Source organism: Nonomuraea aurantiaca (genome assembly GCF_020215705.1).
Classification (GTDB): Bacteria; Actinomycetota; Actinomycetes; order Streptosporangiales; family Streptosporangiaceae; genus Nonomuraea; species Nonomuraea aurantiaca.
This window is the reverse complement of the sequence record NZ_JAIWNB010000047.1, coordinates 18,271-41,233: the sequence shown is the minus strand read 5'-3', so window position 1 is coordinate 41,233 and position 22,963 is coordinate 18,271. Positions and strand designations below refer to the sequence as shown.

The 22,963-nt window shown below is 68.6% G+C and carries 29 protein-coding genes and 2 pseudogenes; 15 read left to right on the top strand and 16 right to left on the bottom strand.

The genetic code is table 11. The features are described from left to right. Positions 1 to 61: 61 nt before the first annotated feature. Positions 62 to 853 (bottom strand): maleylpyruvate isomerase family mycothiol-dependent enzyme, encoded by a 792-nt coding sequence (locus LDL49_RS52360; RefSeq protein WP_225302447.1) that lies wholly within the window; start codon positions 851 to 853, stop codon positions 62 to 64. 220 nt (positions 854 to 1,073) lie between these two features. On the opposite strand from LDL49_RS52360, the gene LDL49_RS52355 reads away from it, so the two are divergent. From LDL49_RS52355 to LDL49_RS52330, 6 genes are all read left to right on the top strand, one after another. Beyond that, positions 1,074 to 1,436 carry a recombinase family protein gene (locus LDL49_RS52355; protein ID WP_225302446.1) on the top strand — a complete coding sequence of 121 codons (363 nt, stop codon included), beginning with the start codon at positions 1,074 to 1,076 and terminating at the stop codon, positions 1,434 to 1,436. 323 nt (positions 1,437 to 1,759) lie between these two features. Next, positions 1,760 to 2,689: an alpha/beta hydrolase gene (locus LDL49_RS52350; protein WP_263656626.1), complete on the top strand. Its 930-nt coding sequence runs from the start codon at positions 1,760 to 1,762 to the stop codon at positions 2,687 to 2,689. 33 nt (positions 2,690 to 2,722) lie between these two features. Continuing rightward, complete coding sequence (locus LDL49_RS52345) at positions 2,723 to 3,178, top strand: GbsR/MarR family transcriptional regulator (RefSeq protein WP_225302444.1); 456 nt, start codon at positions 2,723 to 2,725, stop codon at positions 3,176 to 3,178. 9 nt (positions 3,179 to 3,187) lie between these two features. Next, positions 3,188 to 4,000, top strand: coding sequence for a class I SAM-dependent methyltransferase (locus LDL49_RS52340; protein WP_225302443.1), 813 nt, complete (start codon positions 3,188 to 3,190; stop codon positions 3,998 to 4,000). A gap of 160 nt (positions 4,001 to 4,160) precedes the next feature. After that, a complete protein-coding gene (locus tag LDL49_RS52335; protein WP_225302442.1) occupies positions 4,161 to 4,460 on the top strand; it encodes a DUF4158 domain-containing protein in 300 nt (99 codons plus the stop codon). Positions 4,461 to 4,481: 21 nt separating this feature from the next. Then, entirely contained in the window at positions 4,482 to 5,606 is a 1,125-nt protein-coding gene (locus tag LDL49_RS52330; RefSeq protein ID WP_225302441.1) for a hypothetical protein, read from the top strand. A gap of 60 nt (positions 5,607 to 5,666) precedes the next feature. On the opposite strand, the gene LDL49_RS52325 is transcribed toward LDL49_RS52330, so the two are convergent. Beyond that, positions 5,667 to 5,807, bottom strand: a complete 141-nt coding sequence (locus tag LDL49_RS52325) for a hypothetical protein (RefSeq protein ID WP_225302440.1) — start codon at positions 5,805 to 5,807, stop codon at positions 5,667 to 5,669. A 247-nt stretch (positions 5,808 to 6,054) separates the two neighbouring features. Here LDL49_RS52325 and LDL49_RS52320 point away from each other — a divergent pair, with 247 nt between their 5' ends. Genes LDL49_RS52320 through LDL49_RS52310 form a run of 3 tightly spaced genes read left to right on the top strand, consistent with a single transcriptional unit; the run spans position 6,055 to position 8,413 of the window. Further along, on the top strand, positions 6,055 to 7,179 hold the full coding sequence (locus LDL49_RS52320) for a sensor histidine kinase (RefSeq protein ID WP_225302439.1): 1,125 nt from the start codon (positions 6,055 to 6,057) through the stop codon (positions 7,177 to 7,179). Then, on the top strand, positions 7,176 to 7,817 hold the full coding sequence (locus tag LDL49_RS58920; protein WP_225302438.1) for a response regulator transcription factor: 642 nt from the start codon (positions 7,176 to 7,178) through the stop codon (positions 7,815 to 7,817). Before LDL49_RS52320 ends, LDL49_RS58920 begins: the two co-directional genes overlap by 4 nt. Positions 7,818 to 7,876: 59 nt before the next feature. Continuing rightward, entirely contained in the window at positions 7,877 to 8,413 is a 537-nt protein-coding gene (locus tag LDL49_RS52310) for a hypothetical protein (RefSeq protein ID WP_225302437.1), read from the top strand. Here LDL49_RS52310 and LDL49_RS52305 read toward each other — a convergent pair. Next, on the bottom strand, positions 8,410 to 8,748 hold the full coding sequence (locus LDL49_RS52305) for a hypothetical protein (protein WP_225302436.1): 339 nt from the start codon (positions 8,746 to 8,748) through the stop codon (positions 8,410 to 8,412). The genes LDL49_RS52310 and LDL49_RS52305 overlap by 4 nt on opposite strands. A 270-nt stretch (positions 8,749 to 9,018) precedes the next feature. On the opposite strand from LDL49_RS52305, the pseudogene LDL49_RS52300 reads away from it, so the two are divergent. After that, a pseudogene (locus tag LDL49_RS52300) lies at positions 9,019 to 9,315 on the top strand (Tn3 family transposase); the annotation flags it as partial. Here the strand turns inward: LDL49_RS52300 and LDL49_RS52295 are convergent. Together LDL49_RS52295 and LDL49_RS52290 are read right to left on the bottom strand one after the other, a co-directional pair. After that, positions 9,244 to 9,984, bottom strand: a complete 741-nt coding sequence (locus tag LDL49_RS52295) for a TetR/AcrR family transcriptional regulator (protein WP_225302454.1) — start codon at positions 9,982 to 9,984, stop codon at positions 9,244 to 9,246. The pseudogene LDL49_RS52300 and the gene LDL49_RS52295 sit on opposite strands and share 72 nt — an antisense overlap. Before the next feature lie 177 nt (positions 9,985 to 10,161). After that, positions 10,162 to 10,371, bottom strand: coding sequence for a hypothetical protein (locus LDL49_RS52290; RefSeq protein ID WP_225302457.1), 210 nt, complete (start codon positions 10,369 to 10,371; stop codon positions 10,162 to 10,164). On the opposite strand from LDL49_RS52290, the gene LDL49_RS52285 reads away from it, so the two are divergent. After that, positions 10,299 to 10,709, top strand: coding sequence for a dihydrofolate reductase family protein (locus tag LDL49_RS52285; protein WP_225302435.1), 411 nt, complete (start codon positions 10,299 to 10,301; stop codon positions 10,707 to 10,709). The genes LDL49_RS52290 and LDL49_RS52285 overlap by 73 nt on opposite strands. Before the next feature lie 124 nt (positions 10,710 to 10,833). On the opposite strand, the pseudogene LDL49_RS52280 reads toward LDL49_RS52285, so the two are convergent. The 8 genes and pseudogenes from LDL49_RS52280 to LDL49_RS57895 form a co-directional block, all read right to left on the bottom strand. Next, positions 10,834 to 10,929, bottom strand: a pseudogene (locus tag LDL49_RS52280) (recombinase family protein); the annotation flags it as partial. Positions 10,930 to 10,992: 63 nt separating this feature from the next. Further along, positions 10,993 to 11,232, bottom strand: coding sequence for a hypothetical protein (locus tag LDL49_RS52275; protein WP_225302434.1), 240 nt, complete (start codon positions 11,230 to 11,232; stop codon positions 10,993 to 10,995). Next, complete coding sequence (locus LDL49_RS52270) at positions 11,229 to 11,513, bottom strand: YrhB domain-containing protein (protein WP_225302433.1); 285 nt, start codon at positions 11,511 to 11,513, stop codon at positions 11,229 to 11,231. The genes LDL49_RS52275 and LDL49_RS52270 overlap by 4 nt, the downstream gene beginning before the upstream one ends. Beyond that, positions 11,510 to 11,938, bottom strand: coding sequence for a hypothetical protein (locus LDL49_RS52265; RefSeq protein ID WP_225302432.1), 429 nt, complete (start codon positions 11,936 to 11,938; stop codon positions 11,510 to 11,512). Before LDL49_RS52265 ends, LDL49_RS52270 begins: the two co-directional genes overlap by 4 nt. Beyond that, the gene (locus tag LDL49_RS52260; protein ID WP_225302431.1) at positions 11,832 to 12,458 is read right to left on the bottom strand and encodes a hypothetical protein; all 627 of its coding nucleotides are present in this window, start codon (positions 12,456 to 12,458) and stop codon (positions 11,832 to 11,834) included. Before LDL49_RS52260 ends, LDL49_RS52265 begins: the two co-directional genes overlap by 107 nt. Next, positions 12,433 to 13,095, bottom strand: a complete 663-nt coding sequence (locus tag LDL49_RS52255; protein ID WP_225302430.1) for a WXG100-like domain-containing protein — start codon at positions 13,093 to 13,095, stop codon at positions 12,433 to 12,435. Before LDL49_RS52255 ends, LDL49_RS52260 begins: the two co-directional genes overlap by 26 nt. After that, positions 13,092 to 13,391, bottom strand: coding sequence for a hypothetical protein (locus LDL49_RS52250; RefSeq protein WP_225302429.1), 300 nt, complete (start codon positions 13,389 to 13,391; stop codon positions 13,092 to 13,094). The genes LDL49_RS52255 and LDL49_RS52250 overlap by 4 nt, the downstream gene beginning before the upstream one ends. A 21-nt stretch (positions 13,392 to 13,412) precedes the next feature. After that, positions 13,413 to 13,541, bottom strand: coding sequence for a hypothetical protein (locus LDL49_RS57895; protein ID WP_263656624.1), 129 nt, complete (start codon positions 13,539 to 13,541; stop codon positions 13,413 to 13,415). 745 nt (positions 13,542 to 14,286) lie between these two features. Here LDL49_RS57895 and LDL49_RS52245 point away from each other — a divergent pair. Further along, positions 14,287 to 15,126, top strand: a complete 840-nt coding sequence (locus LDL49_RS52245; RefSeq protein WP_225302428.1) for a prephenate dehydratase — start codon at positions 14,287 to 14,289, stop codon at positions 15,124 to 15,126. 173 nt (positions 15,127 to 15,299) lie between these two features. On the opposite strand, the gene LDL49_RS52240 is transcribed toward LDL49_RS52245, so the two are convergent. Then, positions 15,300 to 18,374 (bottom strand): DUF11 domain-containing protein, encoded by a 3,075-nt coding sequence (locus tag LDL49_RS52240; protein WP_225302427.1) that lies wholly within the window; start codon positions 18,372 to 18,374, stop codon positions 15,300 to 15,302. A gap of 466 nt (positions 18,375 to 18,840) precedes the next feature. Between LDL49_RS52240 and LDL49_RS52235 the strand changes: the two genes are divergently transcribed. Next, positions 18,841 to 19,023: a hypothetical protein gene (locus LDL49_RS52235; RefSeq protein WP_225302426.1), complete on the top strand. Its 183-nt coding sequence runs from the start codon at positions 18,841 to 18,843 to the stop codon at positions 19,021 to 19,023. 50 nt (positions 19,024 to 19,073) lie between these two features. Here LDL49_RS52235 and LDL49_RS52230 read toward each other — a convergent pair whose 3' ends face one another. Together LDL49_RS52230 and LDL49_RS52225 are read right to left on the bottom strand one after the other, a co-directional pair. After that, complete coding sequence (locus LDL49_RS52230) at positions 19,074 to 20,009, bottom strand: tyrosine-type recombinase/integrase (protein WP_225302425.1); 936 nt, start codon at positions 20,007 to 20,009, stop codon at positions 19,074 to 19,076. A gap of 327 nt (positions 20,010 to 20,336) precedes the next feature. Continuing rightward, positions 20,337 to 20,978 carry a TetR/AcrR family transcriptional regulator gene (locus LDL49_RS52225; protein ID WP_225302424.1) on the bottom strand — a complete coding sequence of 214 codons (642 nt, stop codon included), beginning with the start codon at positions 20,976 to 20,978 and terminating at the stop codon, positions 20,337 to 20,339. 92 nt (positions 20,979 to 21,070) lie between these two features. Here LDL49_RS52225 and LDL49_RS52220 point away from each other — a divergent pair, with 92 nt between their 5' ends. Next, on the top strand, positions 21,071 to 21,304 hold the full coding sequence (locus LDL49_RS52220; RefSeq protein ID WP_225302423.1) for a hypothetical protein: 234 nt from the start codon (positions 21,071 to 21,073) through the stop codon (positions 21,302 to 21,304). Further along, on the top strand, positions 21,301 to 22,929 hold the full coding sequence (locus tag LDL49_RS52215; protein ID WP_225302422.1) for a carboxylesterase/lipase family protein: 1,629 nt from the start codon (positions 21,301 to 21,303) through the stop codon (positions 22,927 to 22,929). The genes LDL49_RS52220 and LDL49_RS52215 overlap by 4 nt, the downstream gene beginning before the upstream one ends. Positions 22,930 to 22,963: the final 34 nt, after the last annotated feature.

Below are 22,963 nucleotides of genomic sequence, written 5' to 3'. Positions count from 1 at the left end.
ATCAAATAGTTAGCTGGGGCGTCCGCTCACGGGCCTTTTCATTCGGATGCTCGTCATACCCCTACTCATCCGGGTCCCAGGCGCTGAGCTGGTCGAAGAGACGTCGGTCGCCGTCGAGCTTCACGGAGTTGATCGGGATACGGTCGTGCAGGATGAGGACCAGCTCGTTGGCCGTGCCCGAGGCGGAGGCGTTGGCCGCGTCCGGGTCCTGGTCGGCAGCGGTGGCCGATATGGTGCCGGGCCCGGGGAGACGGGCGGTCCGTGCGCCGTCGGCGGAGAGCGACAGGCGCCAGGAGCGGCCCTCGGAGGCGTGGAAGTCGATGACAGCGGGCTTGTGTGGCCAGGCACTCGCCGTTGCGACGCAGGTGGACAGGAACTCGTCGACACCGTCGAGTGCCACCTCGTCCGGCAGCGGCTGCGGGGCACCCACGGTGATCTGGGCGTCGTACGTGTGCACCGCCATCTGCTGAAGCTGGTGCCGGGCTACGGCACCGGAGGTCTGCGGCGACTGCGACGTCTCCCACCACGTCCAGCAACCGCGATCCGGGCCGGCCTTCCGCAGTGCGTCCAGCAGTTGCTCCGTGGACTCCGCCAACCAGGCCAGCAGGGCCTCGCGCTCCCGAGGCGCAGCCGGGGCGCCCTCCGCTGCCGACTTGGCCGGAGCAGGCCCTTCGGCGACGGTGGCGGCCCAGTCGCGGCGCCCCTCGCCGATGTGCTGCGCCAGATCGAACAGCGTCCACTCGGGGCAGGTCGGCACCTGTACGTCGAGGCTGGGCGCGGAGGCGACCGCGGCGCGGAAGGCGGTCGACCGTTCGTCGATCAGTCGCAGCAGAACGGGGAACTCGAGTGTCATTGTCACCCTGAATCTCTATCACTGAATCTCTACCACTGCGTTCCGACAATCGGACAGCGATTTTCACAGCCGCCATCTGCCGCACCCAGGGCGGGAAGATCGCCGCGAAGTACCACACCCCCGCTTCGCCCTCGTTCCCGCGCTCCGCGAGGAACTCGAAGTCCTCGTCCCCGCCGACCGGCATCCGGGCCGCGCGTGGAAGCAGGGCCCGGCGCTCGCCGTGGTTCCCGCGCCCCACACCGAGCGCCCGGTCCGCATCGGCTACGCCAGGACGTCCACCGCCCGGCAGGAACCGGCGAGCCAGCTCGAAGCACTCCACCGCGCGGAGTGTTACAAGGTCTTCAAGGAGCAGATCAGCACCCGCGTCAAGGTCCGGCCCGGACTGGAGAAGGCGCTCGCCCTGGCCCACCAGTTCAAGGAGGCCGCCCCGAGACGCCCGTCATCCTCACGGTGCACGAGATCAAGCGCCTCGCGCGCAACACGGCCCGAACTGATGACGCTGTCCGCCGAGCTCCAGGTCGGCGGCATCCGGCTCGAACTCCTCACCGGCCTCGCCGCGACGAGCGGCGCTCAGCTGAACTGAGCCGGACGCCCTACCGCAGGTACGGCCGGAGTACGACAGAAACACACCGCGTGGTGAAGGCGCCTTGGTGTCAGTGCTTGCGCCGTCGGGCAGCGGGGTCGTGCTCAGCGGTGATGCGGGCGGAGGTCTCTTCGCGAGTCGAGGAAGGTCTCGACGGCGCCGGCGACGCTGGGTAAGGGAAATTCCCTGGCACTCGTAGATGCCGCCGATGCGCCGGAGTGAGCGGCGGTGCGCGACCTTCTCCCTGGAAAGCCTTCCAGATTGACATTGCTAGATATTTCAGTCATGTTTGAAATAACTAGCCAACAAGTATGGAGCAAGCCATGGAACACGTGACCTTCAACAGCGTCGGCACCCGCTGTGCGGGCGATCTCTACCTGCCCGAGACGAGCGACCCGGTCCCCGGGCTGGTGCTCGGGCACAGCGGGGTGATGGTCAAAGAGGCGCTGGCGTTCTTCGCGCCGTACTTCGTCAAGGCCGGCTTCGCGGTGTTGGCCATCGACTACCGCACGGTCGGCTCCAGCGAAGGCGAGCCGCGCGGCCTGGACTACCCGGAGCGGCAGGTGGAGGACTTCCGCAGCGCCGTGTCCTACCTGCAGACCCGTCCCGAAGTGCAGCCGGAGCGGATCGGGGTGTGGGGGGTGAGCATCGGCGGCTCGGTGGCGGCTCAGGCCGCCGTGCTCGATCGGCGCATCAAGTGCGTCGTCGTGCAGAGCCCCAGCGTGTGGAACGGATGGCGGTACATGGAACGCCTCCTGGGCCGTGCCGGTGTCCACGCGCTGCGCGACCAACTGCAGCAGGACTGGCACCGGCGCTACGAAGGCGGGCAGAGTGCTCGCGTGCCGCACCTGACGCTGGAGGGCGACAGCGTGAGGGACACCCCGGATATGTCGACCCGCCTGTTTCCCACCTACCGCAACGAGAAGACCCTCGACTCAGCCGAGCACCTGCTCACCTTCGCACCGGAGAACCTCATCCACCGGCTCGCACCGACGCCACTGCTGATGATCGCCAACGGCGGCTGGGACCCGTACCACATGCTCGAGGAGGCGCAAAGCGCCTTCGCCAAGGCGGGCGAGCCCAAGCGGCTCGCGGTGCTGCCCTACGACGTGCTCGGCCTCTACACCGGCCCGGGCCTGGAGGAGGCGATGGCGCTCGCGATCGACTGGTTTGACCTCTACCTGCGCAGGACCCGGCTCGCGGACATCACCCCGACACCCACCTACGAGTCGGTGGCCGCCATGACACAGTGAACCGGCACACGATCAACAACGGAGGATGCGACGATGAGCACTGAGGAACAGCAGGACCGGCTGCTCGGCTGGGTGGAACGGGTGGCAGCCTTCTGCGTCGAGGAGTGGGGGCTGCCGCCCATCACCGGACGCATCCTCGGCTGGCTCATGATCTGTGATCCGGCCGAGCAGTCCGCCGGGCAGATCGCGGAGGTCATCCAGGCCAGCCGGGCCTCGCTCACGTCGAACATGCGGTTTCTCACGGCCATCGGCCTGGTCAAGAAGGTGAGAAGGCCCGGCGATCGCGTCTCCTACTACCGCATCGAAGACGACGCCTGGCAGAAAGTCATCCAGCGCAAGCTCGAAAGCCTGAGCGCGTTCGGCGAGATCGCCGACGAAGGGCTCGACATCGCGGGCGGCGAGGGCCACCGCACCGAGCGCATCAAGGCCGCCCACGACTCCCTGACGTGGCTGCAGAACCTCGCGGCCCGTCATCCGCTACGCCGTTAAGGAATCCCCATGCACCGTTGGCAACCCAAGCTCGGGCTGATCCAGGAAACGCTGCTGCTCACTCTCCACGCCAGAGCCCTGGACGCCGGGCAGCCCAGCCCGATCCTCGGCGACACGCTCTCCGCCGACCTGGCCGGCAACATCGATTACGACTTCGGCAAGCTGAAGGTCAAGCCCAACCTCGTCCTCACCACGGCACTGCGCGCCAAGAAGCTCGACGGCGTCGTCCGCGCCTACATCGCCGCTCATCCCGGATGCGTGGTGCTCGACCTGGGCTGCGGCCTGGACACCAGGATGTTCCGCTGTGATCCCCCGCCCGGCGTCGACTGGTACGACATCGACTTCCCCGAAGTGGTGCACCTGCGGGCCGAATGTCTGCCCGGCCGTTCCCACCTGGTCGGAGCCGACCTCACCAGCTCCGACTGGCTCACAGCCATCCCCGATGACCGGCCGGCGATGATCGTCGCCGAGGGGCTGCTCCCCTTCATGCCCGGCGACTCCTTCCAGGCGATGACCCGCGCGCTGGCCGGCCATTTCCCTTCGGGCGAGCTCGCGCTCAACGGCTACACCCGCTTCGCCGCCTGGGCCATGAAGTACCACCCGACCATCAAGGCGCTCGGCATCAAAGCCGCCCAGGGCTTCGACGACCCACACGAACCAGAGTCCTGGGACGCGGGCCTCGAACTGATCGAGGAGCAGATCCTCACCCGCGCACCGGAAATAGCCCTGTTCCCGCAACCCCTACGCGCGCTGACCCGTCTCACCGCCCGCAGCACGGCCTTGTCGCGGCAAGGGGCCCGCATTCTCCGCTACCGGTTCTGAGCCTGTGCGGGCGGCGGTGGCGACAACGGGGTTGAGGAACAGCGGTACAGCCATTAGCGCTGAGAACGATCTTGATGCGGGTTGTCGCGTATCTCCGCGTTCGCAACGTTTCGATCAAGGGGCCGACGTGCGGATCTGATTGATCGCTATCGTCCCCGTCGTGCCGGTGGAGTTTCTGACCGATGAGCAGGCTGCGGCGTACGGCGCGTTCGCCGAGGTGCCGATGCGGTCGGAGCTGGAGCGCTTCTTCTACTTGGACGATGTAGGCCGGGATCTGATCGCTCTGCGCCGCACGAAGTCGCACCAGCTCGGGTTCGCGCTGCAACTGACGACCGTGCGGTACATCGGGTTGTTCCTGGAGGATCCCCTGAATGTGCCGTGGCCGGTGGTGGAGTACCTGGCCGAGCAGCTACGGATCGAAGATCCCTCGTGCGTCAAGGACTGCATCCGGCGCAAGTAGACAGCCCGCCAGGTTTCTGAGGTGCGCACGGCCACCGACAAGCGACTGCACGCCACAGTGGCCAAGGCCACCCGTCGAGCCGACCCGGCGCTGCCGGGAGAACTGATCGACCTGCTGGAGATACCCGAAGGCAAGCGCTGGTCGCACCTGGAGCGGCTGCGGCGCTCACCGACACGACTCTCCGGCACCGGGATGGCCCGGCCGTTGGAACGAGTGGAGGAGATCGCCGCCTTCCGGCTGGGCCGGGTGAAGCTGGCACACGTCCCGCCCAATCGATTGTCGGCACTGGCCCGCTACGGGCTGGGCAGCAAAACCCCGAACCTGGCCCGCGCCGGTGAGCCCAAGCGCACCGCGATGGTGTGCGCGGTGGTACGGCATCTGGAGGCGACGGCCATCGATGACGCGCTGGACCTGTTCGCGCTGCTGATGGCCACCAAGCTGATCAATCCCGCACGGCGGGCGACCGACAAGGAACGTCTGGTCATGCTGCCGCGCCTGCAGAAGGCCTCTCGCACGCTGGCGCGCGCCTCGCGGGTCTTGGTTGAACGGCTCCACTTGGTGGAGGAGACCCAGATCGACCTGGACGTGGCCGCGCTATGGAAAGCGGTGGAGACCGTCGCCTCCCGCGAGCAGGTACACCAGGCCCTGGAGCAGGTCGAAGCCATGATCGGGGACGAGGAGGACGACGGCGGCGACAGCGTGATGCGACGCACGCTGGCCGAGCGGCACAACACCGTCCGCCCGTTCCTTGCGTTGCTGGGCGAGTCGGCCGCGCGGGGCGCAGCCTCCGGTGGTCGGCGGGTGCTGGCAGCGGTCAAGCGGCTCCCGGCTTTGGCCCGGCGCAAGGTGAAGCAGAAGCCGCTGCTGCTCAAGGAGATCGACGACAAGCTGGTGCCGCCCGTGCGGCGGTGCGCCGTCTATGCCAACCCCGACCTGCCGACGGGCTCGGTCGACCGGAACGCGTACGTGATGTGCGTCCTGGAGCAGTTGACGCGCGCTACACGGACGCGACATCTTCGCCTCCCCCTCCCACCGGTGGTCCGATCCGCGGGCCAGGCTGCTGTACGGGGCGCAGTGGCAGGCGGTGCGCGAGGACGTGCTGGCCGGCCTGAACCTGGAGGCACCGGTCGAGAAGCACTTGGCTGAGCGGGTGCGGGTGCTTCATGCCGCCTGGCAGCAGATGGCCGAGCGTCTCGACGGCCCTGGTCAGCCTGTCGCCGGTTCGGTGAGCCGGGCTTCGAGGTTGGCGATCATCTGGGTGAGGAGGCTGGTGTTCTCGCGCCGGATCGCCTGCGGGCCGACCTTGTCGATGCCGATTATCTTTGGTGACTCTCGGTCATGAAGCAAGTACTTCAAGTAGTGTGAGCGGCTACTTGACGCACAGTATCTGGGGGTCCGTACGGCATGTTGGGGTGCCGTTAACGGATGTGTCACCAACCGCCAAATGCGGGCGGCCCCTTAACTGACCTGCTGTAATGCCCTGCCGCTTCGGGCTGCCACGGACGGAACCGGGTGGCGTCCGGGTCGAGGAGTACCACCGAGCGTGCCGTACATTCGGTGCGTGAATGTGTCGGAAGCGATCCGGGTGCGGTAGATGTTCGTCTTCGCGCTCCCACACCGCGGCCGGCTCACGTGGCCGCTCCGCGCGGTCCGGCTCGCCGGGCTGGTGGTCCTCCTGGTCACCATCATGCGGACGGATCCCGGCCTGATCGACCGCCGTCCCGTCGTGATGGCCGGGCTGCTCGCGGCGGCGAGCGCGGGATGGCTGCTCTGGCTGGCCTCGGACTGGCTCGGCCGCCGTTCGCTGGTCGTGGCGCTGCTGCTGATGGGCGTCGCGGGGGCCGCGCTGACGGGTGCGGGTGCGGGCGTGGCCGTCGCGTTCCCCGCCGTGGCGCTCATCGACGCCGGAGCCAGGCTGCCGCCGCGCCAGGTCCTGCCGATCACGTTCGCGACCGTCGCGGCCACGGTCTCGCTGAGGCCCTCCCCGCCCTGGCCGTACCTGGTCGCGCACGTCTCGGTGCTGGTGGCGTGCGTGTTGCTCGGGACGTTCAGGAAGCAGGTGCTGCAGCGCGCGGAGCAGGCAGAGCTGCTCCTGGGCAACGCCGAACGGGCGGCGCAGGAGCAGGCCAGGGCGGCGGCGCTGGCCGAGCGTTCGCGGATCGCCAGGGAGATCCACGACATCCAGGCGCACGCGCTGTCGGCGCTCTCGGTGCAGCTCAAGGTGGTGGACGCGCTGGTGGAGGAGGGGGCGGAGGACGAGCGGATCAGAGTCTTCCTCCGGCGGGCGCAGGAACTGGCCGACGAGGGGCTGGTGGAGACCAGGCGCGCCATTCTCGCGCTGCGGGACGAGGCGCTGCCACTGGAGGAGCTGCTGACCGGCCTGGCCACGGCCTACGCCGACCGTGCCGGCAAGCCCGCGGAGCTGGAGATGGAGGCGGCATCCGCGGAGCTGTCCGCCGACGTCGCCCTGACGCTGTATCGGGGTGTGCAGGAGGCGCTCACGAACGCACGCAAGCACGCGCCGGGAAGCCCCGTGCGCATACGCCTCGCTTACGGCACACACGCCACGCTGAGCGTTGTCAGCCAGGGCCCTGCCGCGCCGGTCGGCCCCGGCTTCGGGCTGCTCGGGCTCAGGGAACGGGCGGAGCGGCTGGGCGGGACGCTGAGCGCGGCCCCCAAGGGAGAGGAGTGGCACGTCGACATGCGGATCCCACTGTGATCAAGGTGGTCGTGGCCGACGACCACCCGGTCGTCCGCGACGGACTGGCGGTCCTGCTCGGCCTGCTGCCCGACGTGGAGGTGGTCGCGACGGCGGGCACCGGCGCGGACGCGGTCGCGGCCGTGGCGGCGCACCGTCCCGACGTGGTGCTGATGGACCTGCGCATGCCCGAACTGGACGGCGTCGAGGCCATCCGGTGGATCGGTCGTGAACACCCGCGGACCGGCGTGGCCGTGCTCACCACCTACTCCGATCAGCGGGAGATCGCGGCGGCGTTGCGCGCGGGCGCGCTCAGCTACCTGACCAAGGACGCCTCACGCGAGGACATCTACCAGGCGGTGGCCGCCGCCGCTGAGGGACGCAGCCTGCTCACCAAGCGGGTCCGCGAGTCGCTCTTCGACGCCGCTCCGCCCCCCGAGCCTCCGGACGGGTTGACGAACCGCGAGCTGGAAGTGCTCAAGCTGGTCGCGGCGGGGCTGTCCAACCGGGAGATCGTGCAGCGGCTGCGCGTGAGCGAGGCCACGGTGAAAACGCACATCAACCGCATCTTCGCGAAGATCGGGGCGCGGGACCGCGCGCAGGCCGTCCGTTACGCCTACCGGCGGGGGATCGCCTCCGACTCTCAACCTACGGGTTGACGCGAACCAACCTCCGGCTTGACGATCGGCCCCGGCCCTACGACCTACCGTCGTCTGCCATGAGCGATGTGAGCGTATTCCTCCTCAACCTGATCATCTTCGCGATCGCCATCGAAAGCGACATCGGCCGGCGGAAGGTGGGGCTGTTCCGGCTCCTGCGCCCTGTGGCAGGGGCGGCGGCGCTGGTTCCGATCTTCTTCGACGGCTTCGAGCTGTCGGGCACCGGGCTGCTGCTCGAAGCCGCGGCCACCGTGCTCGGCCTGGCGATGGGACTGGCCGCGGTCTCGTTCATGCGGTTCGAGTACGTGCCGGACAAGCAGGCCGTGTACTCCAGGGCCGGGCTTGCCTACGTGACCGCCTGGGTCGCCATCACCCTGACGAAGGTCGCCTTCTCGTACGGCGCGACGCACGTGTTCGGTCCAGAACTGGGCCGCTGGATGGCGGCGCACGACGTGGGAGCGAACGCGCTGAAGGCGGCGATCATCCTGCTCAACGTGTCGACGATGCTGGCCAGGGTCGGCGGCATCCACGTCAGGGCAAGGGCGACGGCCGCGCCGCGACCGGCTCCCGTTCCGGCCGGCGGGCCCGGCTCTTAGCACGTGAGATCCGGGCAGCTCAACGCCGGCACCAGGCGGTCGCTCCCGTACACGCCGTCATAGTCCCCGCGGAACTCGTTGACCAGCCACAGCTCTCCGCTCGCGGGCCAGTACGCGACATTCTGCGCGTTGCCGGGTGCGGTCGTCAGGTAGTGGACGTCGAGCGTGGCGCGGTCGGCGGAGACCGTGACGCGGTGCAGGCAGGACTTGCGGTAGTCGCCGTAGATGTTTGCCGTGCCGCCCGGCATGTAGCTGACGGGAGGCGCGCCGTCGGGACACAACCCGACGACGATGTCGTTGCCGCCGGTGAACACGCCGCCCTGGAGTGCCCACACCGGGCTGGTCCACCCCTCGGTGGGGTGAACCAAACTGTCGGAGCCCGTCTTGAGCAGGGCGGTGGACGCGTCGAGGGATCAGCGGTGGATCTTCGCGCCAGAGCCGCCCCTCCGGTACTCGACGGTGGTCAGATGGTCGGCGCCGCCGCGATCAAGTGAGACACCGTTCAGGCGGGCTGTCCATCCGGACCTTGGCGACCGGCAACGTGGTGGCCACCGTGTCACGCGCTGCCATGGTCGAGGTGAAGGTCAGCGATGTTCGGCCGCGAGGGCCGCCCAACCCCGCTCGGCCAAGCCTTCGCCGAGTACGGCCGGATCGCCAAGACCCTGCACCTGCTGGCCGTGATCGACCCAATCGACGACACCTATCGGCGTCGGGTCAACCGGCAACTCACCATCCAGGAGGCACGCCACACCCTGGCCCGCGAGATCTGCCACGGCCGCCGCGGCCGCATCCACCAGGCCTATCGCGACGGTCAGGAAGACCAACTCGGCTCACTCGGGCTTGTCTTGAACGCCATAGTCCTGTGGAACACCCGCTTCGTCGCCGCTGATTCGAGTGCGTTGGGTGATGGTGTGTTCGAGGCCGTCGAGGAGGGTGTGCAGGCCGAACTCCTGGGTCGTGGTGGCCGAGGGGATGGCCATGGTGGTGGCCAGCAGCGGGAAACGGTCGGCGTTGCGGAGTAGCAGGTCGCGCATGATGGTGGCGGCGCTGCCGTCCGTCCAGGTCTGAGTGCCTTGGGTGGCGGCTGGGTGGGTGGCGCGGATGTGGTGGGAGACCAGCATGACCGCGTCCAGCCGTTCGCGTTCGGTCAGGGGCGTGTCGGCCAGAGCGCTGAGGGCTCTTTCGGGCCATCCAGTTTCGCATGGACCCATGACGCGGTCGCCCACGGTGATCGACGGCAGCCAGGGGTGGCGTCGCCAGGCGGCGGACAGTTGGCGGGCATACTCTTCCAGCTTGGTCCGCCAGCTGGTCACGCCGCTCAAGTCGGGGGGTGTGCCGACCGCCGCCTCGATCATGATTGCACTCAGCTCAGATTTGCCGTTGACATAGCGGTACAGGGCCATTTTGGTGAGGCCGAGCTCGGCGGCTACCCGATGCATCGACACCGCCTCCAGTCCCTCGGTATCGGCGACCTTGACAGCGGCGTCGGCCACCTGGGCGAGGTCGAAGGCGGGCCTGGGGCCCCTGGTGCGCGGCTTCCGCAGGCCCCACAACAGTTCGGCCAGTGCCATCGGATCCTCGTTAGCCGACATCGCAGCCTCCCACTTGCCCGCCCTAAAAACTGTATCTACGATACACAGTGTCATGGAGACACAGTTAGTCGCCGAACTCGGGAGCAGGCGGCGTGGCGGAGGAGTTGCACCGTCGCAGACAAGGAGCGGACTATGTCCAAATCAGTGCTCGACATGTCAATGTCGCTCGACGGGTACGTCGCCGATCCCAACGACTATCTCGGTGGCGACGATGGCGAGCGGCTGCACAAGTGGGCTGACGCGGGCCCGCAGACCGGTCCGTCGTCCGGGCCGATCCAGCAGTTCCAAGGCGAATGGAAGGCGGCCGGTGCGGTCCTCGCAGGGCGGCGGACCGCCGAACTCATGGATCACTGGGGAGGCGATCACGACGGTCTCCCGATCTTCGTCCCCAGTCACCGGCCGCCCAGCCCGGCCGCCCGTTGGGGTCATCCGCTGGTGACATATGTGAACGACGGGATCGAAAGCGCGATGGCGCAGGCGAAGGCCGCCGCCGGGGGCCGGGACGTCCAGGTGGCGGCGCCTACACGGTGCAACAGGCACTCGAGGCCGGGGTACTGGATGAGGTGCAGATCCATCACATCCCGGTGCTGCTGGGCGCCGGCCGCCGGCTGTTCGACGTCTTGCCGTCGGAGATCGAACTGGAGATCGTTCAGGTGATCGACACACCGGAGGCCACCCACATCCGCTACCGCATCCGCCGCTGAGCCGATCGGTCACCGACCCAGGCCAGCGCTGAGGCCAGCGGCGCTCCGCCTCTCCTTCCCGGAGATGGGGGCCGGAGCCGTGCTCATCCAGGGCGGGGGGACGTCCGCCGACGCGGCCGCGTGCCCGGGCCGAAGCCAGCCTTTCAAGGGTGCCCTCCACGATGAGCTCGCGGAGGAACTCGTCGAACGCGCCGAACATGTGGAACTGCAGCCGCCCCGACGGTGTCCGGGAAGGCCCGGGGGGCGTCCAAACCCGCTGGAAGGCCTCCTCAGCAGCTTCACCCTACGGCGAGCGCAGCTCGAACGCTCGTAGCGCCCCCTCGGCTCCAGGCCGCGGCGTGAAGTGGATGCCGCGGTCTCCGGGGTATTCGTGCCGGTGGTCGAAGCCACCCCCATAGATCTGCGCCGGGATGCCGTCGGGGAAGGCCTCGCAGAAGGGGGTGTAGCGGCCGGGCGCCTGCGGATCCACCCGTTGCCGGAGCCTGGCGCACGCGTCGCGGATCCCAGGCCGCCGCCGCGTCACAGCCCCGCCTCGTAAGCTTCCGCCGCCGCCTCGCCGGTGTACATGGAGTCGAACTCCATCAGCCCGCTGTCGGCCCGCCGCACGAGTACCGGCCCCAGCCCGGCGTACGCGGTGCCGGGGTCGCCCGTCTCGACGAACTCAGCCGTGGTGATCGTGAAGAACCACCCGTACGGCCGTTCCACCGTCTCCGCGTCGTGCACGACCAGGCTTTCCCCTACGGCGCTCAGTTCCTCCTTGATGAACGCGCGCACGAGCTGCTCGGCCTCCTCCTTGCCGATCATGTTGCGGTCCGTCCTTTCTCAGCGGGTCTGAAAGAAGTCGTACTCGCGGTATCGGCCTTCCATGGGGTGCCGGTCCTGTTGTGCCCGGTGGGGTTGACCTTGTTGATGATGGCGAGCAGGTCTCCGAACCTGACCTGCCTGGCGCCGAGGTTCTCGATGAACTTCCGCAGTTCCTCATACGCCTGCCGCATGGCCTCCTTGTGCTCCTCGCTGAGGGGGTTGGAGGCGTTGGGGTAGTCCTCGACCTGTTGCGGGCGCAGTCCGGCGAGGGGCACCTTGACCCGGCGCTCGACGTTGACCTTGCCGAAGTCGTCGTGGTCAAGAATGGGGGGCTCGTACCCCTTTGTCCCGCTCTGGCCGGTGGATCCTGTGCCATCCAGGTCGTCTGGCTCGAGGTCGAAGTCGTACAGCAGGATCTCGCTCATGAATCCGATGCCGGTGCTGGTGTCCTGTCTCGCGGAAGGTCATCCAGTCGTCCATCTGCGCCGCGCCCTTGAACTTGTACCAAGGCGTCCGGTCCGCGTCGGCCAGGCCATGACGGCGGACGAACGCCTGGGCGTTGTCGATGGCGTCCTGGAACGCGTCGGCGTCCTGGTTGCGGTCGGCGGCGGTGTACTCATGGGCGAGATGGTCGGCCTCCCGCATGACCTCCCTCCAGTGGCTCCGGTCGGCCTGGGAGTCGTAGAGGCTCTCGGCCTGGTAGGCGGCCTCCTGTGCCTGGCCGGCCTGGCTCGGGGGCCGGGATGTCTGCCGGTCACCGGCCGGCTCCCCGACGCCGTTCTGGCGGGCTGCCCAGGCGATGCCGTCGCGTACGTACGGGGAACGCGCCTGGAACCTGTCCAGCAGCCACTGGGCACCATCGCGGCCCCAGGTGTTCGCGATGCGCTGAAGGATCTTGCCGGCTTGGCGTTCGGCGTCCTCATCCCGATAGCGGGATTCGCTCATCCGCTTGTCCATGGCCCGCAGTGCCCACAGGTCGGGATCGGCTTCCGGGTCGTCTGCGGGGCCGCGCCTGCGGGCGTACACCTCCTCGCGTGTACGCGGCGAGCAGCGGCGTGGTCGCGCCCCCGGTGAGGAAGCTCGACATGAGCCCGACGGCGGCCGCGCTGACCGTGATCCAGTAGCCGACGTTGATGGACAGCTTGCTGTACTGCGTGGCGCGCGCGTAGGAGTCCTGCTGCAGCGCGTACGCCCTTGCGGCTTGTGCCAGCCCTGCCAGCCCTGTCTGCCCTGAGGCGAGCCTGTCGGTGTGCCCGCGGAAGGCGTCGGCGGACGCGCCCGACCACCCGTCCAGTATCCCGGCCTGCGACGACCCGCTCACGTCCTGGCCGGTCAGCGCCGCTCGCGCCATGTCGTCGAAGGCCACGGCGAGTTCCGCCAGGCCCTTCTCGCTGCCCTCGGGCCACATTTGCCCGGCCGCCACCATCGAGATCAGGACGTCTACCCACTCGGGCGCGCCTTCCCCCCAGGCCGGCGTGATGTCGCTCGCGTAGCCGCTGCTGCTGATCGTGTCGTCGTCGCCGCCCGGCGGTCTGGTGACCGGTGTGCTGCGGTTGTGCTCCGCCCCCGAATGGATGCTCACACCTGGTCACTCTTCGGCACGGAGGCAGCCTGGCTCGTGGTCTCCACTGTCTGTCGTACGCCGTCGCCGGCGGCCTCGTGGGTCCTCGTGAGCTGCCTGGCCCAGGCGATGAGCGTGTCTGGCCCGCCTCCGGCCGAGTAGGCCCGGTAGAACTCCTGCCCGGCCGAGCCGCCACCCCAGGGGGCGGCGGCGTTCAGCCGCTCGATGCGGGCGGTGGCCTCGCGCAGGGCGTCACCGAGTACGGCGGTGTGGACTTGCCACCCCTTCAATCCGGCCTCGACCTCAGAACGTTCCATCCATATGTGCTCGGCCATCCGCTAGCCGATCTCGCGCAGCTGGTCGTCCACGTGCCCCAGCACGCTGTCAAGGTCGCCCTTCAGGTGGGCCCGCATCTGCTCGGGCGGGATGAGGGGTTCGAACATCCGCACGATCTCGTTCTGGGCCATCGCCGCCGCCTGGTGTGCGGTGGCGGTAATGATGTCGGCCAGCTTGCCGCTGTCGCGCAGGCGGGAGAGACCCGGGGGTCGAGCTGGAGCCGGATCAGGTCACCACGGGCGCCCACGGAGACGGTGACAAGACCGTCGGGTGAGGTGTGGGTGACCTGCAGGGCTCGGGAACGTTGGGTGCAGTTCCCGGGATTTATCCTGCAGTCGCAAGAAATTGTCACGCAACTGGTTCGCGTATTCATGCAACTGATCAGCGTTCATTCGCCGCACCACAACGGGGAGACTCGCCTCTTTGCTCCATTTCATGATTTGTCGAAGTGAGCGGCCGGTGGCCATGAGGGGTCCGGCCACAGGTTCCCTGCGGGTACGCGGGCGCCGCCGTCCCGCCATCTGGTGCGGCGCGGCCCGGGGCGGCCTCAGGTGCGGGCCGGCGCCCGGTGCGCCGCGCTGCCGACGGTCGAGGTGTACGAGCGGTCGGTGAGAGGCTTCTCGAATACGGCGGAACAGCCATTGGCGGTGAGCCGCTACATCACAGGTCGCGGAAGGCTATGCGGAGCGTCGGGGCGGTGTTTCCCGGATGGTGTCCTCGCGTCAGTGGGTCTATGACCGCCTGGGCCTTTCGCATTCAACCAGCTCAGCGCCACAACGAGAAACACGATTCTCTCATCGCCAACAACTGTTCCACCAGTATCGACCCCGGGGGGAGGCCATGCAGCCGCGCCCGGCTGCATGGGAAACTGCTGGGGTGACCGCACGACGTATCGCCTACCAGGGCGAGCCCGGCTCGAACTCCCACTTGGTGTGCAAGCAGCACTACCCCGACTGGCATACGGTCCCGTGCGCGTCCTTCGAGGATGTGTTCGCGGTGGTGGAGAACGGCGAGGCCGAGCTGGCGATGATCCCGATCGACAACTCGATCGCCGGTCGGGTCGCCGACATCCACCACTTCCTGCCGACCTCGGGCCTGCACATCATCGGCGAGCACTTCCTGCGCATCCAGTTCAACCTGATGGCGCCGCCGGGCGCGACCCTGGACACGATCAAGGCCGTGCACAGCCACGTGCATGCCCTCGGCCAGTGCCGCCGGATCATCCGCGAGCACGACCTGGTGCCGATGATCGCCGGTGACACCGCCGGCGCCGCGCGCGAGGTGGCCGAGGCGGACGACCCGACCCAGGCGGCGATCGCGCCGCCGCTCGCGGCGGAGATCTACGGCCTGCGCATCCTCGCCCGCGACGTCGAGGACGAGGAGCACAACACCACCCGGTTCGTGGTGCTCAGCCCCGACTTCGTGCAGGCACCGCGCGGCGAGGGCCCGGTGGTCACCTCGTTCGTCTTCAACGTCCGCAACCTGCCGGCCGCGCTCTACAAGGCGCTCGGCGGGTTCGCGACCAACGGCATCAACATGACCAAGCTGGAGAGCTACATGGTGGGCGGCCACTTCGCGGCCACTCAGTTCCTCGCCGAGGTCGACGGGCACCCCGAGGATCCCGGCCTGAAGAACGCGCTGGAGGAGCTGGCGTTCTTCACCACGGACGTGAAGATCCTCGGGGTCTACTCGGCCGATCCGTTCCGCGCCGACTGAGTCTCGAGGCGGGCGCCAGGGCGCCACTGTTGGGTCACGATACTTGCCACCAGGCGAGTACCACCAGATACCACACCCGCGTTGATCGCCAGGGCACTCTGGAGGCTGTTGCGGCCTTGGACGGCCAGCCAGCCGGCATGGCCCGGCCTCGCAGGCCGGGCCATGCCGGTGGATCAGTAGCGTTCGGCGATGCCGGAGTTGATCTCGACAAGCGCCAGCGTGGTGTCGGTGAAGGCGACCACGTTGCTCAGCGGTGGCAGCGGCAGTGTGGCTTGTGCGTGGCGGGCGGCGTCGCCCACGGTCCGCAGGCCCAGCCGCTCGATGGTCACGGTGTGGACGGCCGTCGCGGCGTTGATCCGGCGGTCGGCCAGGTTGAGGTAGGTGGCCAGGAGTTCGGCCTTGAGGGTTCTGGGCTGTAGCAGCGGCAGCCGGAAGGTGTCGTTGACCTCCTGCTGGGTCAGTCGGCCGTCGGCCGGGGAGGTGTCGAAGCGGGTGTCGGTGGCCTGCACCCTGGCCAGCAGTTCGGCCGTGCGCGTCGCCGGGAGGCTCGCCCAGATGGTGGAGATCTGCGGGTTACGGCTGGGTGCCGCCTCGGTGACCGTGGAGGTGCTGGAGGCCGAGACCGGGTCGTAGGCGCAGCCGTTGGCGTTGCCGTAGGTGACCTTGGCCTGGCCGGTCAGCCGGGTGCCGCCCTCGGTGAGCAGGCTGGAGCGGGTGGTGAACTCCACGCTCTTGGCGGCGCCGGCGTCCGCCGTGCCCAGGTTCCAGGTCAGGATCCGGCCGTTGACGTTCGCCGGGCGCGGCCCGGTGCCCTGGTCGAGCGCGGTGCTGTAGTAGACGCCCTCGGGGAGCGTGTACTGCAGGGTAACGCCGGTGGCGGTGGCGCTGCCGGTGTTGGCGGCGGTGAGCTTGGTGGTCACCGCCTCGGCCGCGTTCGCCGTCGGGGTGGCGGTGGCCGTCAACGTCAGCTTCGGGGCCTTGATCCGGGTGGCGGCGGAGTCGCTGTTGTTGGCGGTGTCGGTCTCGGGCTCCTCGGCCAGGTTCTTTGCCGTGACGGTGGCGCGGTTGGTGAGGTCGGTCGCGTCGGCCGTGGTGCAGGGCACCAGGTAGGTGAAGGTCTCAGTGTGCGAGGCCTGCGCAGCCAGTTCCGGCAGCGCCCGGTTCACCGCGGTGCCGTCGGGCAGGGTGTCGGTGAGGCTTACCGCGGCGGCGCGGCCCTTGCCGATGTTGCTGGTCTTCACCTGGTAGGTGAGCGTGTCGCCGGGTAGCGCGGTCGCCTTGTCGACGGTTTTGGCGACCGTGACGTCGGGCTCGTAGAAGTTACGCCGCGCCAGCTCCGAGCTGACCACCTGCCGGAACGAGATCTCCGGCCCCGAACCGGTGATGGCCGCGCCCTTGAACTTCAGGCTGGCCCAGTCGTCGTGCCCGGTCAGGACCGTCTCCCGCCCGCTGTCGCCGCCACCGGGCGTGGACTGGCAGGTGTTGTCCCCGCCCGCCAGGATGTCGTCGCCCATCCGGACGTCGTTCGGGTCGACGGTGCTGTTGAGGCCGTTCGTGCCGCCCAGCACGCAGACGTCGTCGTCGGCGTTGACGTCCACGGCCAGGGGCGGTGTCGCCGGGTCGATGATGGGCCGGCCGGCGGTGTCGAAGTTCGCGTTCCAGTTCAGAGGCCCTCGCCCCGGCCCGAACCTCTCGTTGCGCATCGGGTCCAGCCAGCGGGTGAGGTCGGTGCCGTCCTGGATGCCCATCGACTCGTTGAGGGCGGTCCTGTCCAGGTCGGGCAGGTCCTCGCGCGAGTAGTCGAGGCGGCGGGCGGCGTCGCGGCCGGGGGCGATCGGGATGCCGCCCGGGTCGAAGGAGTAGTTCATGACGCTGAGGTAGTTGGGCTTGTGATTGGTGCGGATGCTGCCGCCGTGGGCGAGTCCGAGGGCGTGGCCCAGTTCGTGCATGATCGTGCCCGACTGGTCGCGGACCGTGCCGACCCGGGCGTTGTCCCGGCCGGTGCCCGGAGGCAGGACCTGCTCGTCGTCGGGGCGGGGGACGAGGGTCGTGTCGACTTTGCTCTCACAGTCGCCATTGGTGCCGACGTCGATCTCGTTGGTGCCGAGCAGCACGTCGTCGCCGCCGAGCTTGGTGTCGATGACGCCGTTCGTCCCGGGCGCGACGCACAGGGTGCGCCAGGAGCCGAGCGTGATCAGGAAGTCCTTGTCGGCGTCGCAGCAGACCCCGGACACGCCGGCCGCGTTGGGCTGGTCGTGAGCCGCGATCGCGTAGTGGGCGAAGGGACGCAGCAGCGGGCTGAGATTGGCTGCCCGGAACCTGCGGAAGTCGTTGTCGAGCCCGATCGTGGCCTGTTCGGCGATCGGGTTGCCCTCGATGTAGATGAAGTCCACGCCGACCGGGGTGGGCATCCCCGCGTACCGGCAGGGCCGTACGGGATCGACCGGCGCGTTCGCGAACGCGTTCCTGACCTCGGCGATCGCGGCGGATTTGGGTTTGTGGTTCTCGGCGGGCGAGGTCATGTAGTCGATGGTCACGATGACGCTCTTGCGGCAGGGGTTGATGCCCATCGCCGCCAGGTCGTAGCGCATCGTGCTGTCCGCCTCCCTGATGCCGAACCGCTCGACGACGTCGTAGATGCCGTCCTCGTCGGTGTCGGGAAGGGTGGCGGGATCCACCTTGATGTCGATGCCGATCGTGGCCGCGACGCCGTCGTTGACCTCGGGGAAGTTCGGGTCACCGTCACCGGTGATCCGGCCCTGGCTCGGCGTGATCCCGTCGGCGACGCCGCGCCAGGAGCGTGTGCCGAGGTCGAAGTCCAAGTTCAGCTCGTCGTCCTGGTTGCCGGGGCTGATGTCCATGAGATCGTCGCCGAAGTTGGTGCCGTCGTCGTAGTCCCACAGCCTGATGAGCACCGGCACGGTGAACTTGTCATCGGGCACGGAGACCGTCCTGGTGAAGATCCAGGGGTCGGGGAAGGTGCTCGGGTCGAAGACGTCGTCCTGTACGTACGGCTTGCGCAGGACGGGATCGCCCGGTCCGTCGCCGATGCGGATCTCGGGGAAGTAATCGCCGTCCCCGCCGTCGTCGTCCGGGTTCTCGTGCTGCTGGACGTGGTTGATGGTCAGCGTGATGGTGACGTCCGTAGCGGCACGGGCCACCGAGACGATCGCCGTGTTGAGCGCGATGAGACAGAGCACGACCAGCGGGATGACAACCAATCGGCCGAAACGTGGTGGATGACGCATGCGCCCAACGATGAGTACCTTGCGGCGGTACGGCATGAGTAGTGGCTACTCAACCGTGCAGGCGGTCAAGAACCGCGGACTCACGGCAGACTAAGTGGGAATTATCATGAAGTTGGCAGTGCCAAATTGCCACGGCGTGTCCCTTCGCAGGGCAGCGTGTCGTCGTTCTGCGGAACTCACGCCACTTGGGCGATGCGCCACCGTTTCGGGGGTGGAAACACCCTTGAGGCTCCCATGTTGCTCCGTCGGCATAGGGGATGATCTTCGTGGTGCCCGGCCAGGGGGATGAGGTGGCTGACAAACGTGGCAAAATTGCCATTGACTGACAGGTGCTATTTGCCGTGCGACCTGCGTTTTTGCCACGTCCTGGCACCGGAAATGTCACATAAGTGTCCCTGGCGGCGCTTGAAAACGTGCCGCATAAGAGTGTGAGTGACGCGCGATCTCCGCTTTTTCGACGATGTACGTGAACTACGTGAAGACCGGCTTCCGGCTCTTCCTCATCGCGACGGGAGTGGTCATCCTCTTGGTCGCCGTCGTCGGGATGGTGCAAGATCTGCGCGGCTCCTGGCAGGGACACCGTCATGACCACGGCCCCGTCGTGGCCTGGTTCGGGGGTGAGGAACCGGTGGACAGCCGTTGGCGCTGAGAAGGATCTTGGTCGCAGCGAGTGAGGTCGCTCTTGGTCGTGAAGGTTCTTCAGCGCGTTGCCCGGTCGCGGCGTCGGCGGGCGGCGCGGATCTCGGCGTCGGCGACCTTGTCGTCGAGCAACGCGTACAGCTGGGTGGTTTCGGTGGAGGCGTGGCCGAGGCGGCGGCGGACGGCCTCGATGGACACCCCGGCGTTGATGAGTTCGGTGGCGTGGGCGTGGCGCAGCTGGTGGATGTCGATCTCGACGCGTGCGGCGGTGCAGTAGCCCTGCCAGCGGTGGTGGGCGGCGTCGTAGGACAGGGGCCCGCCGTAGCCGTTGATGGAGGCGCGAAACAGCGGCCCGGCGGTGTAGTCGGCGCGGGCGAGGTAGAGCTTGAGCAGGGCGACGTAGCCGCGGTCGTCCAACAGGACGGTGCGCACGCTGCCGCCTTTGCCGTGGATGCGGACGTGTTCGTCGTCCATACGCAGGTCGAGGTCTTCGACGTACAGGCCGCCTACGTCTGCGGCGCGGGCGCCGCAGACGTAGGCGGTCTCGAACAGCGCCCGGTCGCGCAGCCGGTCCAGTGGCAGGTCCTTGCGCGGCCGCCGCGAGCAGATCGCGGCCAGGACCTTGGCGACGTCGGCGGCCGCGGCCGGGCGGGGCAGCGTCTTGGGCACCTTGATGGTGTCGATGCGGTCCATGGGGTTGGCGTCGAGCAGGTCGTGCCTGACGGCCCAGCGGCAGAAGGAGGCGATCGCGGCCCGCTTGCGCTTGCGGGTGGCGGCCGACAACTGGCCGAGGTCGGCGAGGAAAGCCCGGATGGGCGCGGCGCTCAGCTCGCCGAGCTCGCCGTCGCAGTAGGCGGTGAACTGCAGGAGGTCGCCGCGGTAGGCGCGGATCGTCTGGCCGGAGGCGCCGGCGTTGCGCTTGTCGGTGAGGAAGTCGTCCAGGTGCGTGGCGAGCGGATGGCCGCGGCCGAGCTGCTCGGCGATCACCTCGTTCACGCCGTCGTCCTCCATCGCCTGTGTAGTTGCCAGTTAACCGGGAAACGAAGCCTGAGTGCCGGAAGCGCTCCGCCCAGCTCGCGCCTGGTCTGTGATCGCTACCTTGCCAGATGACAAAGGTTATCCCGCAATCATTGGTCTCCATCCTGCTGATTCGCACCGCAAGGCCTCGCTCGCATAGAGCAACCGGCTGAGGGTCGCTGCGGACGCCGGCGGTGAAGAGCATCACACGCCAAGCGTGACGGTGAACGTCTGGCGCCTCTGGAAGGCGTCTTGGCGTACGTGGTGTGACGGACGCAGCGCTGGTGCCGCGCTCGCAAGGCACCCTCAGGTGCTTGCGGTCGATGAGGCCGGTCGGCTTGGCCGGGATGGCTGCATGAGCAGGCCGTCGATACGACGAGTCAGCGTGTCGTGGGCGGGCACGGTGGGGCGGTGTCCGAGCAGGGCGAGTGAGGTCAGCCCTTCGACGAGTGGCAGGAGGGTCTCGGCCTCCAGGTCGGCGTCGAGGTCGTCGCGGAACTCGCCGGTTCGCTGGCCATAGCGGATCAGCCAGACCAGCAGGTCGCGCGTTTTGGCGTGGGCTTGGCGCAGGATTTCCGCCAGGGACGGGATGGCCGTGGCGTGGGCGGTGAAGGCCGCCAGGATCCTGGCGTCGCGTCGCTGGTGCGGCTCGATCAGGGTGAGCGTACGCAGGGTGGCGGTGAGCAGGGTCACCGCCGACTCCTTGGCGGCGGAGGCGTCGATTTCCTCCTGGCCCTGCGCGGTGATGCGTTCGGTGATGTGGTGCAGTGCGAAGGCGAGCATCTCGTCCTTGGTGGCGAAGCATCGCTGCACTGCTCCCATGGACACCCCAGCCTGCTGCGCCACGTCCCGGAGGGTCGCGCCTTCGGGGCCGTGCCGGTCGATCAGGTCGCAGACCGCTTCGGCGATGTGGCGGCGTCGCGTCTCGTAGTCGACCTGCTTGGGCATGGGGTTCCTTCCGCCAGCATTTTGATGCGGTTGCATCGTATCAACTTTTCCGGTTTATTTGATGCGTACGCATCGGAACAAGGGAGGACGCCATGAGTCGTTCGCAAACACGCAACCGCACAGCCGATAAGGCGCTGTGGCTGGCCGGAGCTCTGTTCACCGTGCAGGGGTTCGGCTCGGCGATCACCGAGGCGCAGTGGGACACCAGCTTCGGAATCGCCGGCATCCTGCGCGCCGTCGGCGTCCCCGGCTGGGCCGATCTCGCCCTGGGCACCCTCGGAGCCGCGTTCCTGCTCATCGCGACGTATCGGGCAGTGCGCCGATGAGACCCCGAGGAACGGCGCGCAGGACGGCGCGCGTGCGGCTGGTCACGGCGGTGGCCGGTCTGTCCGTCGTCGCGGCCTGCGGGAGCGCCACCGGCCCCGCATCGAGCTCGCGCCAGCCTGTCGCGCACACCTCGTCCGGCGCCGTCACCGGCGCTCACATCGGCCGGGACGTGCAGCGGTTCAACGCCATCCCCTATGCCGCACCGCCGACCGGAGCGCTGCGCTGGCAGCCGCCCCAGCCCGTCCAAGCGTGGAAGGGCGTCAAGGACGGCACCCGCACGGTCCCGCGCTGCCCGCAGAACGCCAATCCCGCCGACTCCAACCCGGCCAGCGCCGCCGAGGACTGCCTGTACCTGAACGTCACCGCCCCCCGGGCCGTGCCCGCCGGACAACGGCTGCCGGTGATGGTCTGGCTGCACGGCGGCGGCTTCACCCAGGGCGCCGGCGGCGACTACGACACCCAGCGGCTGGCGAAGGCGGGCGTGGTCGTCGTGACCGTCAACTACCGGCTGGGCATCTTCGGCTTCCTCGGCCACCCCGCCCTGAACGGCTCGGGCGCATTCGGCCTGCTCGACCAGCAGGCCGCGCTGCGCTGGATCCGGCACAACGCGGCGGCCTTCGGCGGCGACCCGCGCAACATCACCCTGTTCGGCGAGTCCGCGGGCGCGTTCAGCACCTGCGCTCAGCTGACATCCCCCACGGCGGCGGGGCTGTTCGACAAGGCGATTGTCCAAAGCGGCACATGCTCGATGCGCCAGATGGGCATCGACCCCGCCGGCGGCGACACCGTGTGGCCATCACGGCAGTCCGGCGAACAGATCGCCGCAGCCGCCGCCGAACAGATCGGATGCACCGACGCCGCCCAGACGATGGCCTGCCTGCGCCGGGCCCCGGTCCCGGCCCTGCTCGCCGCGCAGCAGAAGATTCCCGCCACCTGGGCGCCCTCGTACGGAAGTGACACGCTGCCGCTCGACCCGCGCCGGGCGGTGGCCGAGGGACGCCTCCACCCGGTGCCGCTCATGGCCGGCACCACCGCGCACGAGGCCCGATACTTCGTGGCCATGTACTTCGACGGTCCCGGCCAGCCTCTGACCCGGCAGACCTATCAGCAGTTCCTGCGCACCGCCTTCGGCACCGACGCCCGGCGGGTCGCGGCCAGGTATCCCCTCAGCGCACACGGCTCCCCCTCCCTGGCATGGGCCGCCATCGCCACCGACCGCGGCTGGACCTGCCCCACCCAGGCGGGCAACCGCCTGCTCGCCCGCAAGACCCCCGTCTACCAATACGAGTTCGCCGACGATCCCGCCCCCAGACCATCCGGGTTTCCCATCCCCGCCGCCTTCCCTCTGGGCGCCTACCACGGCGGAGAACTGCCCTACCTCTTCGACGGCCCCGGCGCCGCCACCGCCCAGCCCCTCTCGACAAGCCAACGCCGGCTGGCCGACCAGATGATCGCCTACTGGACCCGCTTCGCCGCCACCGGCAATCCCAACGACCCGAGCCTGCCCCGATGGAAGCCCCTGACCAGCAAGAGTGCGAACCGCGTCCGCTCCCTTTCCTCAGCCCGAAGCAATGGCGACGGCTCCACCGAACACCACTGCCGCTTTTGGGACACACGCAAGTGAAAGAGCTCCAGCCCATGAGCTGAGCCGTCATTCA

What these genes read in the sequence shown, in the direction of transcription:
- LDL49_RS52285 (WP_225302435.1), top strand. Translation starts at nt 10,299, where the DNA reads ATGGAAGGCGGCCGGTGCGGTCCTCGCAGGGCGGCGGACCGCCGAACT.
- LDL49_RS52295 (WP_225302454.1), bottom strand. Translation starts at nt 9,984, where the DNA reads ATGGCACTGGCCGAACTGTTGTGGGGCCTGCGGAAGCCGCGCACCAGG.
- LDL49_RS52250 (WP_225302429.1), bottom strand. Translation starts at nt 13,391, where the DNA reads ATGGAACGTTCTGAGGTCGAGGCCGGATTGAAGGGGTGGCAAGTCCAC.
- LDL49_RS52340 (WP_225302443.1), top strand. Translation starts at nt 3,188, where the DNA reads ATGCACCGTTGGCAACCCAAGCTCGGGCTGATCCAGGAAACGCTGCTG.
- LDL49_RS57895 (WP_263656624.1), bottom strand. Translation starts at nt 13,541, where the DNA reads ATGGCCCAGAACGAGATCGTGCGGATGTTCGAACCCCTCATCCCGCCC.
- LDL49_RS52220 (WP_225302423.1), top strand. Translation starts at nt 21,071, where the DNA reads ATGAGTCGTTCGCAAACACGCAACCGCACAGCCGATAAGGCGCTGTGG.
- LDL49_RS52240 (WP_225302427.1), bottom strand. Translation starts at nt 18,374, where the DNA reads ATGCGTCATCCACCACGTTTCGGCCGATTGGTTGTCATCCCGCTGGTC.
- LDL49_RS52345 (WP_225302444.1), top strand. Translation starts at nt 2,723, where the DNA reads ATGAGCACTGAGGAACAGCAGGACCGGCTGCTCGGCTGGGTGGAACGG.
- LDL49_RS52215 (WP_225302422.1), top strand. Translation starts at nt 21,301, where the DNA reads ATGAGACCCCGAGGAACGGCGCGCAGGACGGCGCGCGTGCGGCTGGTC.
- LDL49_RS52350 (WP_263656626.1), top strand. Translation starts at nt 1,760, where the DNA reads ATGGAACACGTGACCTTCAACAGCGTCGGCACCCGCTGTGCGGGCGAT.
- LDL49_RS52260 (WP_225302431.1), bottom strand. Translation starts at nt 12,458, where the DNA reads ATGAGCGAATCCCGCTATCGGGATGAGGACGCCGAACGCCAAGCCGGC.
- LDL49_RS52310 (WP_225302437.1), top strand. Translation starts at nt 7,877, where the DNA reads ATGAGCGATGTGAGCGTATTCCTCCTCAACCTGATCATCTTCGCGATC.
- LDL49_RS52320 (WP_225302439.1), top strand. Translation starts at nt 6,055, where the DNA reads ATGTTCGTCTTCGCGCTCCCACACCGCGGCCGGCTCACGTGGCCGCTC.
- LDL49_RS52225 (WP_225302424.1), bottom strand. Translation starts at nt 20,978, where the DNA reads ATGCCCAAGCAGGTCGACTACGAGACGCGACGCCGCCACATCGCCGAA.
- LDL49_RS52360 (WP_225302447.1), bottom strand. Translation starts at nt 853, where the DNA reads ATGACACTCGAGTTCCCCGTTCTGCTGCGACTGATCGACGAACGGTCG.
- LDL49_RS52265 (WP_225302432.1), bottom strand. Translation starts at nt 11,938, where the DNA reads ATGAGCGAGATCCTGCTGTACGACTTCGACCTCGAGCCAGACGACCTG.
- LDL49_RS52270 (WP_225302433.1), bottom strand. Translation starts at nt 11,513, where the DNA reads ATGATCGGCAAGGAGGAGGCCGAGCAGCTCGTGCGCGCGTTCATCAAG.